The organism is Stenotrophomonas sp. TWI809, assembly GCF_039673205.1.
Lineage (GTDB): Bacteria > Pseudomonadota > Gammaproteobacteria > Xanthomonadales > Xanthomonadaceae > Stenotrophomonas.
Genome location: NZ_JBDJLE010000022.1, coordinates 35255 through 48313, shown reverse-complemented (window position 1 = coordinate 48313; position 13059 = coordinate 35255). Strand labels below are relative to the sequence as shown.

General features: G+C 66.6%; 14 protein-coding genes. 6 read left to right on the top strand and 8 right to left on the bottom strand.

From position 1 onward, the window contains the following. The first annotated feature begins 37 nt into the window (after positions 1–37). The 3 genes from ABE472_RS15380 to ABE472_RS15370 all read left to right on the top strand — a co-directional run bounded on the left by ABE472_RS15380 (position 38) and on the right by ABE472_RS15370 (position 2981). The gene (locus ABE472_RS15380) at positions 38–721 is read left to right on the top strand and encodes a response regulator transcription factor (protein ID WP_313212127.1); all 684 of its coding nucleotides are present in this window, start codon (positions 38–40) and stop codon (positions 719–721) included. Further along, entirely contained in the window at positions 714–2084 is a 1371-nt protein-coding gene (locus ABE472_RS15375) for an ATP-binding protein (RefSeq protein ID WP_346466561.1), read from the top strand. The genes ABE472_RS15380 and ABE472_RS15375 overlap by 8 nt, the downstream gene beginning before the upstream one ends. Positions 2085–2168: 84 nt before the next feature. Beyond that, positions 2169–2981, top strand: coding sequence for a sugar phosphate isomerase/epimerase family protein (locus tag ABE472_RS15370; RefSeq protein WP_346466560.1), 813 nt, complete (start codon positions 2169–2171; stop codon positions 2979–2981). Between the two features lie 73 nt (positions 2982–3054). Here ABE472_RS15370 and ABE472_RS15365 read toward each other — a convergent pair whose 3' ends face one another. The 4 genes from ABE472_RS15365 to ABE472_RS15350 form a co-directional block, all read right to left on the bottom strand. Continuing rightward, positions 3055–3933: an SDR family NAD(P)-dependent oxidoreductase gene (locus tag ABE472_RS15365; protein ID WP_313217418.1), complete on the bottom strand. Its 879-nt coding sequence runs from the start codon at positions 3931–3933 to the stop codon at positions 3055–3057. An 86-nt stretch (positions 3934–4019) separates the two neighbouring features. Next, positions 4020–4403, bottom strand: coding sequence for a YbjQ family protein (locus ABE472_RS15360; protein ID WP_313212122.1), 384 nt, complete (start codon positions 4401–4403; stop codon positions 4020–4022). A gap of 121 nt (positions 4404–4524) precedes the next feature. Continuing rightward, entirely contained in the window at positions 4525–4821 is a 297-nt protein-coding gene (locus ABE472_RS15355; protein WP_346463563.1) for a hypothetical protein, read from the bottom strand. Between the two features lie 96 nt (positions 4822–4917). Further along, entirely contained in the window at positions 4918–6435 is a 1518-nt protein-coding gene (locus ABE472_RS15350) for an alpha/beta fold hydrolase (RefSeq protein WP_346466559.1), read from the bottom strand. A 159-nt stretch (positions 6436–6594) separates the two neighbouring features. Between ABE472_RS15350 and ABE472_RS15345 the strand changes: the two genes are divergently transcribed. Together ABE472_RS15345 and ABE472_RS15340 are read left to right on the top strand one after the other, a co-directional pair. Continuing rightward, positions 6595–8304, top strand: a complete 1710-nt coding sequence (locus tag ABE472_RS15345; protein WP_346466558.1) for a histidine kinase — start codon at positions 6595–6597, stop codon at positions 8302–8304. Continuing rightward, on the top strand, positions 8292–8993 hold the full coding sequence (locus tag ABE472_RS15340) for a LytTR family DNA-binding domain-containing protein (protein WP_346466557.1): 702 nt from the start codon (positions 8292–8294) through the stop codon (positions 8991–8993). Before ABE472_RS15345 ends, ABE472_RS15340 begins: the two co-directional genes overlap by 13 nt. Before the next feature lie 81 nt (positions 8994–9074). On the opposite strand, the gene ABE472_RS15335 is transcribed toward ABE472_RS15340, so the two are convergent. From ABE472_RS15335 to ABE472_RS15325, 3 genes are read right to left on the bottom strand one after another with little or no spacing between them, the layout of a single operon-like run. Further along, complete coding sequence (locus ABE472_RS15335; RefSeq protein WP_346466556.1) at positions 9075–9926, bottom strand: MBL fold metallo-hydrolase; 852 nt, start codon at positions 9924–9926, stop codon at positions 9075–9077. Positions 9927–9934: 8 nt separating this feature from the next. Further along, on the bottom strand, positions 9935–10261 hold the full coding sequence (locus ABE472_RS15330; protein ID WP_346463568.1) for a hypothetical protein: 327 nt from the start codon (positions 10259–10261) through the stop codon (positions 9935–9937). After that, positions 10254–10814 carry a hypothetical protein gene (locus ABE472_RS15325; RefSeq protein WP_313212115.1) on the bottom strand — a complete coding sequence of 187 codons (561 nt, stop codon included), beginning with the start codon at positions 10812–10814 and terminating at the stop codon, positions 10254–10256. The genes ABE472_RS15330 and ABE472_RS15325 overlap by 8 nt, the downstream gene beginning before the upstream one ends. Positions 10815–10939: 125 nt before the next feature. On the opposite strand from ABE472_RS15325, the gene ABE472_RS15320 reads away from it, so the two are divergent. Next, positions 10940–11872, top strand: a complete 933-nt coding sequence (locus ABE472_RS15320; protein ID WP_313212114.1) for a LysR substrate-binding domain-containing protein — start codon at positions 10940–10942, stop codon at positions 11870–11872. Between the two features lie 141 nt (positions 11873–12013). Here the strand turns inward: ABE472_RS15320 and ABE472_RS15315 are convergent, their stop codons facing one another. Next, positions 12014–12979, bottom strand: coding sequence for a helix-turn-helix domain-containing protein (locus tag ABE472_RS15315; protein WP_346463570.1), 966 nt, complete (start codon positions 12977–12979; stop codon positions 12014–12016). Between the last annotated feature and the right edge of the window lie 80 nt (positions 12980–13059).

The following is a 13059-nucleotide window of genomic DNA, read 5'->3' as shown; positions in this document are numbered from 1 at the left end:
TGCGACGATGCACCGGTCCCAATCGTCAAAGTGGCCCATGCCGCGCGTACTCACCATCGAGGACGACCTCGTCACCGCCGAGGAGATCGCCACGGAACTGCGCAGCCACGGCTTCGAGGTGGACCGGGTGGGCAATGGCGAGGACGGCCTGGCCATGGCCTGCCGCGGCGACTACGCCGTGATCACCCTGGACCGCATGCTGCCGGGCATGGATGGCCTGGCCCTGGTCACGGCCCTGCGGCGCCAGGGCATCACCACCCCGGTGCTGATGATCAGCGCCCTTTCCGATGTAGATGAGCGGGTCCGGGGCCTGCGCGCCGGCGGCGACGACTACCTGACCAAACCCTTCGCCTCGGACGAAATGGCGGCCCGCGTGGAGGTGTTGATCCGTCGCCACGGGCAGCCAGCCGTGGCGGAGAACCAGTTGCGCGCCGGTGACCTGGAGCTGGACCTGATGACCCGCACCGCCCGCCGCGCCGGCGAGGAGATCACCCTGCTGCCGACCGAGTTCAAACTGCTGGAATTCCTCGTACGCAACGTCGGCCAGGTGGTCACCCGCACCATGTTGTTCCAGGAGGTATGGGGCTACCACTTCGATCCCGGCACCAACCTGATCGACGTCCACATCGGGCGCCTGCGCAAGCGCATCGACCAGCCCGGGCGTGCCCAGCCGATCCGCACCGTGCGTGGCACCGGCTATGTCCTGGACGACCATGTCTGATCACTGGCGTTCCTCCAGCAGCCGGCTGCTTGGGCTGTACTGCGTGCTGTTCGTGGCCTGGTCCAGCGTACTGCTGGGGGTGATGTACTGGCGCGTCTCGGACTACCTCAACGACCTCGCCGAGTCCGGCCTGCAGCAGCGCGCGCACCTGTTCGAGAAGTTCGAGGGCCCGGCGCTGGACGATGCGCTGCGCGACAGCCTGCGCTATGACCTGCACGGGGCGTATGCCTACGGCATCTTCAGCCGCAGCGGGCAGCCACTGTCCGGCCCACTCCTGGCGATTCCCGATGGCCTCAGCATCGACGGGCACGCGCAGGCGGTGGAACGCTGGTCCCTGCGTAGTGGGCCGATCAAGGCGCCCGGGCGCGCGCTCGGCGTGGAAACGCAGGATGGCCGGCTGCTGGTGTTCGTTCGCCAGAGCGGCAAGCTCTCCGCGGTCAACAGCATCATTCTCGATGCGCTGCTGTGGGGCGTCTCGTTGACCGTCCTTCCCGGCCTGGCCGGCTGGCACATCCTGCGCCGGCGCCCGCTCAAACGGATCCAGCAGATCGAGGCCGCGACCAACCGCATCATCGCCGGCGATCTCGGCCAGCGTCTGCCCGTGTCCGGCCACCCGGATGAGATCGACCGTCTCTCGAGCATCGTCAATGCCATGCTCGAACGCATCGAGCAGCTGATGACCGAGGTCAAGGGCGTGTGCGACAGCATCGCGCATGATCTGCGGACCCCGCTCACCCGCCTGCGCGCGCATCTCTACCGCACCCGTGTCGGGCTGGAAGAAGATGACCCGCGTGCCGCGCAGCTGGACAAGGCGCTGACCGAAACCGACCGGCTGATGGCGCGCTTCGGGGCGCTGCTGCGCGTCTCCGAACTGGAAAGCCACCAGCGCCGCTCGGCCTTCGTCGAACTGGATGCGGGCGAGCTGCTGCAGGAACTGCACGCGTTCTACCTGCCACTGGCCGAGGAGAAGGACCAGCAGCTGCTGCTGGAGATCACCCCGCAGGTAGGCACGCTGTGGGGCGACCGCGAACTGCTGTTCGAGGCGCTGGCCAACCTGCTCTCCAACGCGTTGCACTTCACCCCGGCGCAGGGCCGGATCGTGCTTCGCGCGGTGGATGACCACGGCGCACCGCGCATCGATGTGATCGACAACGGCCCCGGCATTCCGCCGCAGGATCGCAGCCTGATCTACCAGCGCTTCTTCCGCGGCGGTAGCGGCGGCGAGACGACCGAGGGCTTCGGGCTGGGGCTTTCGATCGTGGCCGCCATCGCCGGCCTCCATGGGTTCCGGGTCCGCGCCGGGGATGCGCCGGGCGGCGGCGCATGGCTGAGCATCCGCTGCGCGGCGGAGGGGCTTCGCTGACACCCGGCCGCCTGCACATCGCGGCGATGCGGTAGCCACTAGCATCGGCGGCGACGCTTGATTCGCTGCAAGGTGTACCCCTCGATGTCCTCATTGCCCGGCCCGCGCTTCCTCAACACCATCCTGCTTGGCGGCGACACAGCCGGAAAACTCGGTGCCGCCGCCGCGGCAGGATTCGCACAGGTCGAGCTGTGGCGTGAGGATGTCGAGTCCTCATCCGTCGCCGAGGTGCGTGCAACCCTGACGCGCACCGGCCTGCAGCTCACCGACGTGCAGGTGCTGCTGGATTTTGATGGCGCTTCGGCGGCCACCCGCGAGGGCAAGCGTGCAGAGGCACTGTCCTTGCTTGCGCTGGCGCACGACATGGGCGCAGGCACGGTGCTGGTGCCCGCCTGCACCGCGACCAACTACGTGCCCGACCGCGTCACCGACGACCTGCGCTGGCTGTGCGCGCGTGCCGCCGAACGTGGCCTGCGCATCGCCTACGAAGGCATGGCCTGGAGCCGCCTGCATTCCACCCTGCCCTCGGCGTGGCAGCAGATCGAGCAGGTCGGCGCGCCGAACCTGGACATCGTGGTCGATGCCTTCCACCTGTTCGCCGCCGGGCGCACCGCCGACGATCTGCACGACGTGCCGGTGGAGCGCATCGCGCTGGTGCAGCTGTCGGATGTGCTGACCCAGCCGTTGCCCGGCCAGGTCACCACGCAGGCGCGGCATCACCGCTGCCTGCCGGGCGATGGCCTCTGGCCGCTGGAGACGCTGATCGATGCGCTGGCCGCGATGGGTTACGGCGGGCCGATCGGGCTGGAGGTGTTCAACGATGCGCTGAAGGCCCGCGATCCACATGCGGTGGCACGTGAGGCCATCGCCGCGCTGGAGGCCGTGCTGACGCGCTGACGCTCGACGGCTGCCACCCGCGGGCCGTGTCGGGAAATCCGGCAAGCGCAGGACGTCAGGACGTGAGCGGGTGTCAGCGTGGTTCGACTGCCGACTTGGCGATCTGCGGCCACTGCCTGGCGACCGCCTCGATGTTACCGGCCACTACGGCCCGCAGATCGCGCGGATAGCGCACGCCCTCGGCCTCGCTCAGCCGCGTGGCATGGAACTGGCCGTTGCTGGCGCGCAGAATCCAGCCACCCTCGATGCAGGCGCGCGAGGCCAGGAACACGACGCCCGGCGCCACGGCCTCCGGGTGCAGCTCATCCGGCTCGCCTTCCACGCCCCACATGCGGGTCTTGGCCACGGGTGAAACCGCGTTGACCACGATCCCATGCGCGGCGCCTTCGGCAGCCAGCACATTGACGATGCCGACCGCGGCCGACTTCGCCGCCGCGTAGGCCGCCAGCCCGTGCTGCACGTACTGCGGGTACAGCGCGCGGTCGGAGGTGGTCAGCACGATGCGGCCATGCCCCTGCGCCTGCATCGCCGGCCACGCGGCCTGGGCGAGCCACAACGGCGCCTTGGCCGCGACCGCCATCATGTGGTCGAAACGATCCTCGTCCACCGCATCGATCCGCTGGTACTCGACCCAGCCCGCGTTGTGCAGGATCACGTCCAGGCGGCCATGCCGCTGCAGAATATCGGCGACCCGTGCGGCGGCCGCGGAGCGGGACTGGATGTCCTGGTGGCTGGCCTCGACAGAGAGCCCCTCTGCACGCAGACGCGCAACAGCGTGATCGATCCGCTGCGGATCACGGCCGGTACCGTCCAGCGTAGCGCCCACGTCCTGCATCACCACATGCGCGCCGCGCTGGGCCAGCAACCGGCTGTAGGCGAAGCCGAGGCCGCCTGCGGCGCCGGTGACCAGGGCGACCTGCCCGGCGAAAGAAAGTGTGTCGTTGATCGTCATGCGGACAGCATCCGCCCTGGACAGCGCGGATGCCAATACCGATGACAGCTTGCTGCGATACGCAGGGCGTATCGCACACGAGATGCTTAGCGGTGCGTGGGCTCGACGATCACCGCCGTGCCGTAGCACAGCACTTCGGTCAGGCCGGTCATCACGTCGGTGGCGTCATAGCGCATCGCGATGATCGCGTTGGCGCCCAGCAGCCGCGCATGGTTGGACATGTCCCGGTAGGTCTCTTCGCGCGCCTGCTCGCACAGCTGCGTGTAGATGGTGATGTTGCCGCCGAAGATGGTCTGCAGCCCGCCGAGGAAGTTGCCCACGATGGAACGCGAACGCACGGTGATGCCACGCACCACGCCCAGGCTGCGCACCACGCGGAAGCCGGGCAGCTCCATCGCCGTGGTCACCATGGAATCGTCGAGCCGGGTTGCCGGGCCTGCGCGGCCACCGCTGTTGTAAGGATCTGCCATTGCTGCCTTATCCAGGTTGAGAGTATCGATCCGGCCAGCACGCAGGGTGCGGCTGGCGCTGGCGGAAGGATAGCGCCAAGGCAAGCAAGGAAGCGACGTCCCGTGGCGCCCGGCGGCGCCCCTATACCCCGCCGAGCCTGACCACCTGGTACACTGCGATATTCCGCTCGGCCAGCGCACGCACCACCTCGGGAATCAGCTGCATCGGCAGGTCCACTTCATAGCCGTGCGGACGGGCGTGCAGGAGCGAGGCGTCGAAGTGGAAGGCAGGATTGTCGCTGGCGCGTTGAACGAGGAACGTGGTGATCGCATCGCGGGCGATGTCCTCCGATTCCCCGACTTCGACATACACCCGGTACAGCGTGTCGCCATAATCATCGGGCGTGCCGTGCACGGAAGTCACCGTTGGATCGGTCATCGCGTCCTCCTGTGTTGGCGCAAGCGCCGGGCCAGCCGAAACCATACACCTCGGTCGGTCCACAGCGCCTGCACACAGTCGCACTTCCGGCAGCCCTCAGCGCCCCCGCGGATCGACCAGATCGCTCTTGCTACGCGCAAACACCGGCGCCCCCACGTCCAGCTCCGCATCACCCACCGGCCGACCTGCCAGGAAGTCCGTGATGCCCGCGGCGATGGCGGGATTCCCGAGCCACAGTTCGTTGTCGTGGCTGGCCCCGCGCACCCGCAATGTGCGGCTGTCGCTGAAGCCCGGCCGCAGCGCCTCGGCGTTGGCCGGCGGCGTGCGCCCATCCAGCGTGCCACTGATGAACAGCACCGGCACGTTGCTGCGCAGTGGCCCGCGGAAAGCATCGCCAAGATCGACCAGCCCCAGGCCATCCCCCAGTGCCGGGAAGGGGAAGTTCAGCGCATCGCCGAACAGGCTCTCGCGTGCCTGCGCCTCGGCCAGTGCGCGGCGCTGCGGAGTCTGGCCAGAGGCCACATCCATCGCCAGCGACATCGCGCCGTAGCTGCCGTACTCACTGCGCAGCAGCAGGACCATTGCCGCCAGCAGATCGTAGTCGCCGTTCTCGGCATCGCGCAGGATCAGCGGCAGCCACTGCTGGGTCATGCGGCGCCCGAGACAGGCACTGATCGCCAGCTGCGCGTCGTACGCGCCGATCATCACGGGCTTGCCGCCATGCATGACACTGTGGCCTTGGCGCGGCTGCTCGCGCAGGGCGGCCAGCACGCGCGTGGCCGAGCCGGTCAGATCATCGAAGCCCGCTCCTTTGGCCAACACGCCCAGCTCCGCCAGCAGCGCATCGGCCGACAGCGGCAGCTTCAAGGTGTCATCAGGTCCTTCCGTCCCCATCAGCACCACGCGGTCCAGACCGGCGCCGTGCAGGCGCACCGTGGCCAGCGCCAGATGCGTGCCATAGCTCATGCCCCACAGGCTGATCTTCGGCACCTTCAACGCACGCCGCAGGTCCTCCAGATCGCCGGCACTTTCCGCGGTGGTGTAGGCCCCCAGGTCCACGCCCGTCTCCCGCCAGTACGCCACGCAGCGGGCGGCAACGTCACGCAGCGCGGCGAGCGCCGCATCGTGCTGCAGCGGCTTTGCATCGTCGAACGTGTGCTCATGCGGGCACGACGGCGGCGGCTCCGACTCACCCGCCCCGCGCTGATCGAGCAGCAGCACGTCGGTTTCGCGCCGGACCTGATCGAACACCGGCCAGCGCGGTCCGCGCCCGGTCCCGATCCCCGAGCCCCCCGGACCACCGGCCAGGTACACCACGGGCGACGCATTGCCATCGCCACCCGTTGCCGGCAGGCGCACCACCCGCAGGCGCATGCGCGGGCCGTTGGGGTCGGCATGCCGGCGCGGCACCTCCAGGTAGCCCGCCTCGGCGGCGATGGTGCCGTGCTTCTGCGTCTCGAACGCATAGGGGGCGAACACCAGCGGCGCCGCCGCATCACGTGCCAGCACAGGTGACGCGCCGACCAGGGTCAGGCAGAGCGCTGCCCACCGCGTGACCGGCAGGCACAGGCCGGGAGCAGGAGAACGGAACAGGGACATCGGGACGTTGGACATGACGGACTCCGGATGGGAGGTAAGGGAATCGAGCACCGAGTGACGGCGCATGCACCACGCCGTCAGCATCACCTTCCCCACGGCAGCCGAGGACGGCCCGTCCGCCGAACAGCTCCAGGCGGGGGTCCAGTGACTCCGTGCAACCGATACGATGGACGCATGCAGATCCCACGCACCCTGACCGCCCTCGTCGTCCTGCTCATCGCGGTCGCCGCGTGGCTGCTGTTGGTCGCGCCCCCACCGGGCGTGCACTACTACGAGCCACAGGAGATGGCACCCGCCACGTTGGATGCCGACGGCGCACTGCCCACCGCACCACCGACGGCACTGCAATGGCAAGCGGCCGACCAACGCGAACTGGTGAAGTGGCGCGGCCCTTACTGGCTGCGCTGGCGCTTGCCTGCGCAGCCAGCACACGGCGCGGCCGACCGTGCCCTGCGCATCTCGGTACGCGCCGCCAGCCAGCCCTTCTGGAACGGCCAGCCCTTGGCCGCCAATGGCACCGTCGGCCGCAACGCGGACGAAGAGCAGCCGGGACAGGTGGACATCATCCGTGTGCTGCCGCCCTCTTCCTCCAGTGGCACCGATACGGTGGTGCTGCTCGCCTCCAGCCATCATCAGTGGTTCAAACTGCGGGGCGCGGATGCCTTCGTTGCGGTCGGGCCGGCTGCCTCGATCTACAGCCTCAACCTTGGACCGTGGTTGATCGCCGCGCTTGCCACGGGGGCGCTGGGTGCGGCCTGCCTCTACTTCCTCGCTGCACAGCGCGGCCGTCCACGGGTACCGGGTGCGCGCCTGCTGCTCGCATTGGGGGTCGTCGGCCTTGCGTTGCCCGTCGTCGAAGCATGGCGGCCGCTGGTCGGCTATGGCTATCCGTGGCACGGCCCGCGACTGCTCATGCTGCTTCTGCTGCACCTCGCCGCGGCGATCCTGCTGCCGGCTTACCTGGCGCGTCGTTTCGGCGTCGCGGTGCCGAAGACAGCCCGCGTCGCCTATCTCGCCACACTGCTGGCGCTGGCCGCATTCGTGCCCAGCTTCGACGGCCGCGGTGCCGCACTCCTGCTGCTCAGCCTGCTGACCTCCGCCTACGTGCTGCTGCGCGCCCGTGGCGAGCCCGACGAGCGCTGGCCGATCCTGACCCTGGTGGTGGCCGGTGCATTCGCCGTGCCGCTGGCCGGCGGCATCTTCCTCGACGGCCCCTACTTCCTGTTCCTGGCCGTGCTGATGGGCTTCCTGCTGATCCGCCACGCCGCCCAACTGCGTACGTTGGACCACCACAACGCGCAGCTGCGCGAAGAGCGTGCCCGCCTCTCGCTGCAGCTGTTGCAACGGGGCATCCAGCCGCATTGGCTGATGAACACCCTCACCGGCCTGCAGGAACTGATCGAACAGGCACCGATGCGCGCCAGCCGCCTGGTCGAATCGCTGGCCGAGCAGTTCGACCGCCTGCGCGAGAGCAGCACCCGCCCCAGCGTGCCGCTGGACGAAGAGCTGGCGCTGTGCCGCAACCACCTGGACATCGTCGGGCTCGCGCTGGATCGCCACATCGGCTTCGAGCTCGACGGCGAGCACACGGGCCTATGGCTGCCGCCCGGCGTGCTGCATGCGCAGGTCGAGAATGCGCTGACTCATGCAGGAGCCGTCGCATGTGCCGAGCATCCCTTCCGCCTGCGTATCCAACGCGACGGCGACCGTTGGATGCTGGAGCTGCGCAGCGCACGCGGCACTGCCCCGCATCGCGGGCAAGGCACGGGCACCCGCTACATCGAGGCAAGCCTGGCCGCCACCTGCCCCGAGAACTGGCGCTTTGAACAAGGCCCCGATGGCAACGACTGGTACGGCCGCATGGAGCTGACATGCGCATCCTGATCGTCGAGGACGAACTGCTGGTCCGCCAGCGGCTGCTGCGGATGTGCACCGAACTGGCTGGCAGCCGCGCGCGATTCGATGCCGTGGCCGACCTTGACGCCGCCGGTGACCGGCTGCAGCGCAGCGTGTATGACGGCCTGCTGCTGGATTTGAATCTGGGTGGAGAGGATGGCTTCGACCTGCTGAAGCGCGTGGTGGCTGGCCGATACCACTGCGTGGTGGTCTCCGCGCATCGGGAGCGGGCGCTGCAGGCGTTTGAGCATGGGGTGCTGGATTTCGTGCCGAAGCCGTTCTCGCGCGAGCGGTTGCGGCAGGCGCTGGAGCGGTTGCTGGATGTTGGGCGGTATCGGTCCGGGGCGGCGCGTTACCTGGGCATCTGGCATGCGCAGGGGACGGCGATGGTGGAGCTGGCGGACGTGCTTTGGATTCGTGCTGATGGGGACTACAGCGAGGTGCGGAGGCGCGATGGCCGGAGTGAGCTGCATGACAAATCGCTGGCGACTCTTACTGCCGTGCTACCGCCGGACTTTGTGCGCTGCCATCGGTCGTATCTGGTCAATTTGACGCATGTGCGGACGTTGCATGCGGCTTCGGGGAGCCGGTATTGGCTAGTGTTGAATGATGGGGCTGAGGTGCCGGTGGGGCGGGCGTTTGTTGAGGACGTGCGCGGGGAACTTGGGTCGATATAAGCGCTTCGAGAAGACCGCTGCAGCACCGATGTCGGATTTCGGCCAGGAGCGGACGCAGCCTTTACAACAACCAGTCCTTCTTCATCCGGCGTATGTGAAGGAATAACCTCTTCCGATGCGCTGAATGCGAACAAACCCCAGCTCACCCAAGTGCATGCCGGCCGCCATCAACTGATCTGCACTGACCATATCCAAAAGCGCTGAACGGGCCGCCGCAGCCCGCTGCGGATCCTGGTCGAATGCGATGGATACGTCGGGCCGGGCAATTTGGATGTGGGGAAAATGCACGATGTCACCCCAGATCAACGCACTGCGGTCCTCCGATTCCACCAGATATCCGGTGTGCCCTGGCGTATGGCCTGACAGCGGAACCATACTGATACCGGGCAGTACATCGCCCTCGGCCAACAAGCGCAAGTTGCGGCGATAGCCGGCGAACACCTGCCGTGCGAGCAGGAAGTTGCCCCGGGCACGATCATTGCTGCGGGCAAGGTTGCCGTCGTCCTCCCAGAAGGACAGCTCGCGTGGGTGTATGAGCAGCTCCGCATTGGGGAAGACGGGGTGACCTTGAGCATCGAGTAGACCGCCAACATGATCAGGATGCGCATGCGTGAGCAAGATCGTATCCACATCCGTGGGCTGCACACCGGCTCGCAATAGATTGCCCCTCAATTCCCCTCCCCAGCCCTTGATCCCCCCGGCACCGGCGTCGATGAGGATCGTGCGGCCCTTCCCCCGCACCAGGTAGGTGTTGATATGGATCGAGGACGGGTCGCTGACCCCGGCCTTCAGCTGTAGCTGCGCGGCCTCGGCCGGATCGATGTGGGAGAGCAGATCCAGACTGGTGGTCAGATGGCCATCGCTGATCGCTTGGATCAGGAAGTCACCGATCTGGAGGGTGGGCAGAGCCCGTTCAATGATGGATGCGTTCATGCCGCTCGTCAGTTTCGCGCGTGGAGGGAATCATTGCCGTAGCCAAAGCATCGGATGCGCGCCGTCAGCCCAGCATGGTCTTGGATGGCCAGATCGAGCTGCCGCATGAATTCGTCCATGAGCTCGGGCGTCCTCTCCGGACCCAGTCGGTAGGCCAGTTCCGCAGATGCCGGATGGCCCCGCCCCTGACGCGCAGCCAGGTAAAGGATGTGGACGTTGTCCAACGCAGCACCCAGCATGTCCGTACACAGCACCGCGCATCGCTCAGTGAGCGCGGCCAGACTGTCGTCCGCCGGCATCCGCTCCGCGGTGAAGGAGATCGAGAGCCTAGGCATGTGAGCGCTGCTCCGATCCTTGTTGGCCTTCAACCGCCACGCTCTTGAGTTGCGCGGTCATGGGCGTATACGCGTGCACACCGTCAGGAAGGGATTCCAAGACCGGGACTTGCCCGGCCGGAACGCGCGCAAGCCAGAGTGCTGCGGGCGCGCGATCGAGCGCAACCGCATGCAAGGCCTCGAATGCAGTCCCCATCTCAATGAGCGGCTCAGGGCCGACGCGACTCACCAGCAGGTAATCGCCCTGTTCGACGGCGGAGGCCCGATCCAAGCCACTGTATAGGTTGCGATGCCAGTCGGTGATGTGCTGCTGCCAGCGCGCGAAGTTGCCCCCTCCCTTCCGGGCATACTCGTCCCCCTGCAGGACCTCCAGGCCGTCTATCGAGTGAAGGGCAAGGTAGGTCGGGCACCCTGAACCACATGCCCTGAAGCGCTGCGAGGTGTGGAACCCCCGCACGGAAATGAGCGCAGGCAGTTTGTGCAGGCTGTAGAAATCGTTCCATTCCTCCTCGCTGGCGGAGTCGGAATAGCTGCATTCGACGGTGTAGATCATGGGAACACTCCTGGGCCGGCTTGTGCGCGCCCCTTGTTGATGTCCCCTCATGCTAGGCCTGCATTAGCTCGCATCAAACCGATGTTTCGGTATGCTTCAGTGACAAAAGATCACGCTGAATCCCCATGCGCAGGAAGATTCCCAGCAGCACCGCCCTGACCGCCTTCGAGGCCGCCGCCCGCCACGGCAGCTTTGCGCGGGCAGCGGAAGAGCTTTCCCTCACCGAGGGGGCCATCAGCCGCCAGATCGGCAGGCTGGAATCCTTCCTGGGGGTCCCCCTATTTGAGCGGGTCGGCAATCGCGTCCGCCTCCTGCCCAATGGGCAGCGATACGCCGCCCAGGTCCGCGAGTCGCTGGACCGCTTGGACCGGGACAGCCAATACCTGATGGGCCAGCCTGACAACGCGGCAAGCTTGGACATTGCCGTAACGCCCACCTTCGCGATGCGATGGCTCATCCCTCGCCTGCCCGCGTTTAGCCGCGCGCATCCGAACATCACCGTGCACCTTTCCGAGCGCACCGAGCCGTTCGTGCTGGCCGGCAGTGGATTCGACGCTGCCGTCCACTTTGAGCATCCGGCCTGGGCGGGGATGCGGACCTACCCGCTACTGCAGGAAGTGCTGGTGCCGGTGTGCCATCCCGCGCTCATCAAGGGCGCAGAGGCTCGCGTCTTACTGGACCAACTGCCGCGGCTACACCGACGACAGAGCCCCGATGCTTGGCAGCGCTACGCCAAGGACTCAGGGATAACCCTCACCAACCCAGCGGTGGGTGCACGCTACGACCTTCATGCGATGCTGATTGAAGCAGCGCTTGCAGGCCTCGGAGTCGCCTTGGTGCCACGTCTCTACGTGGAGACACAGCTGGAGCAAGGTCGGCTGGTGGCGCCATGGCCGCAAGGCGAGGCGGTGTCCAAGACGTTCTGCCTGGTGCTGCCCGAACCGATGGGTTTGACGCCCAGACCTGTGAAGACGTTCTCACGGTGGCTACTAGAGGAGGCTGGCAAACCTTGGGCTGAAGATATCGCTTGCGACAAAAGTCCGCGACTCCACGAATGAAACGAACGGATCTCGTTGCATGTCCGCTACCGGCCAGCAGCGGGCATCAGGGAAGCGTGCCGGTGCCTGGAAGAGCTCGATCTGGCGTAGCTCGGTTCACTGTCAACTGAGACGAATCCAGTGCTCCTTCATCTGAGCGCGTCACTGCCCGAAAGTCTTTCTCCAGTCCGAGGGACTCACGTGCATTGCTCGCTTGAAACTCTGACGGAATGAAACCGCGCTCTGAAACCCGGCCTTCTCTGCCACCACATCGATCGGCAGCGCTGAACTCTCAAGCAGCTCCATGGCGCGGCGAAGTCGTTCCGCCTGAACCCAGTCACCAACGGTCATGCCGGTGACCTTTGCAAACCTGCGGGTGAATGTTCTCCGGCTCATCGCCACTTTTGACGCTAGGCTGTCGATGGAATGATCGTCACCGAGATTGCGCCGGACCTCGTCCATCAGACTACTGAGGGCGGCGTCCCGTGAGTTGTCTGGGACGGGTTGATCGATGTACTGGGCCTGCCCACCCTCGCGGTGCGGCGGCAACACCATCACCCGCGCGACGCGGTTGGCCTCCTTCGTTCCGTAGAGCTTTCGCACCAGGTAGATGCAGCAGTCCAGTCCTGCGCCGGTGCCGGCCGAAGTGACGAGCCTGTCCTCGTCTACATAGAGTGCGTCCACGTCCAGCTTTACGCTTGGAAATCTACCCTGGAAGTCCGATTCGCCTGCCCAATGGGTCGCAGCGCGCTTTCCATCCAGAAGGCCTGAGTAGGCCAGCGCGTAGGTACCATAGCAGAGGCCAACGACGTAGGCGCCGCGCTCATGGGCAGCGCGCAGTCCGTGCTGAAGCGCCTCGGAGGGCGCCTGCCCCAGCTCCGGCCAACCTGCGACCACAACGACGTCGGCCTTATCGAGGAGCTCCAGTCCGCCGTCACCCCTGATCATCAAGCAGTGCGAAGTCGGCCCTCCGCTGCCCTCGACGGCGACCCGTACCCGGAACTCCGTTCGCCCCTCAAAACACATGCCGAAGATCGCCAGCGGGACAGACAGGTGAAACGCGCTGACGCCCGGCTGTGCCAGCAGGACGACCTCCGTCGTACCCACAGATTCTGAGTGGATGGTCATTTTGGCCCGATCCCATCGTCATTTGACATCTGGGCCAGTATCTCACGGAAGGCGCCAAGCCCAGACTTTTCCCATCACAT

Bases quoted from the DNA above. Each gene is read 5' to 3' on its own strand.
- ABE472_RS15380 (WP_313212127.1), top strand. From the start codon at position 38: ATGCCGCGCGTACTCACCATCGAGGACGACCTCGTCACCGCCGAGGAG.
- ABE472_RS15375 (WP_346466561.1), top strand. From the start codon at position 714: ATGTCTGATCACTGGCGTTCCTCCAGCAGCCGGCTGCTTGGGCTGTAC.
- ABE472_RS15370 (WP_346466560.1), top strand. From the start codon at position 2,169: ATGTCCTCATTGCCCGGCCCGCGCTTCCTCAACACCATCCTGCTTGGC.
- ABE472_RS15365 (WP_313217418.1), bottom strand. From the start codon at position 3,933: ATGACGATCAACGACACACTTTCTTTCGCCGGGCAGGTCGCCCTGGTC.
- ABE472_RS15360 (WP_313212122.1), bottom strand. From the start codon at position 4,403: ATGGCAGATCCTTACAACAGCGGTGGCCGCGCAGGCCCGGCAACCCGG.
- ABE472_RS15355 (WP_346463563.1), bottom strand. From the start codon at position 4,821: ATGACCGATCCAACGGTGACTTCCGTGCACGGCACGCCCGATGATTAT.
- ABE472_RS15350 (WP_346466559.1), bottom strand. From the start codon at position 6,435: ATGTCCAACGTCCCGATGTCCCTGTTCCGTTCTCCTGCTCCCGGCCTG.
- ABE472_RS15345 (WP_346466558.1), top strand. From the start codon at position 6,595: ATGCAGATCCCACGCACCCTGACCGCCCTCGTCGTCCTGCTCATCGCG.
- ABE472_RS15340 (WP_346466557.1), top strand. From the start codon at position 8,292: ATGCGCATCCTGATCGTCGAGGACGAACTGCTGGTCCGCCAGCGGCTG.
- ABE472_RS15335 (WP_346466556.1), bottom strand. From the start codon at position 9,926: ATGAACGCATCCATCATTGAACGGGCTCTGCCCACCCTCCAGATCGGT.
- ABE472_RS15330 (WP_346463568.1), bottom strand. From the start codon at position 10,261: ATGCCTAGGCTCTCGATCTCCTTCACCGCGGAGCGGATGCCGGCGGAC.
- ABE472_RS15325 (WP_313212115.1), bottom strand. From the start codon at position 10,814: ATGATCTACACCGTCGAATGCAGCTATTCCGACTCCGCCAGCGAGGAG.
- ABE472_RS15320 (WP_313212114.1), top strand. From the start codon at position 10,940: ATGCGCAGGAAGATTCCCAGCAGCACCGCCCTGACCGCCTTCGAGGCC.
- ABE472_RS15315 (WP_346463570.1), bottom strand. From the start codon at position 12,979: ATGACCATCCACTCAGAATCTGTGGGTACGACGGAGGTCGTCCTGCTG.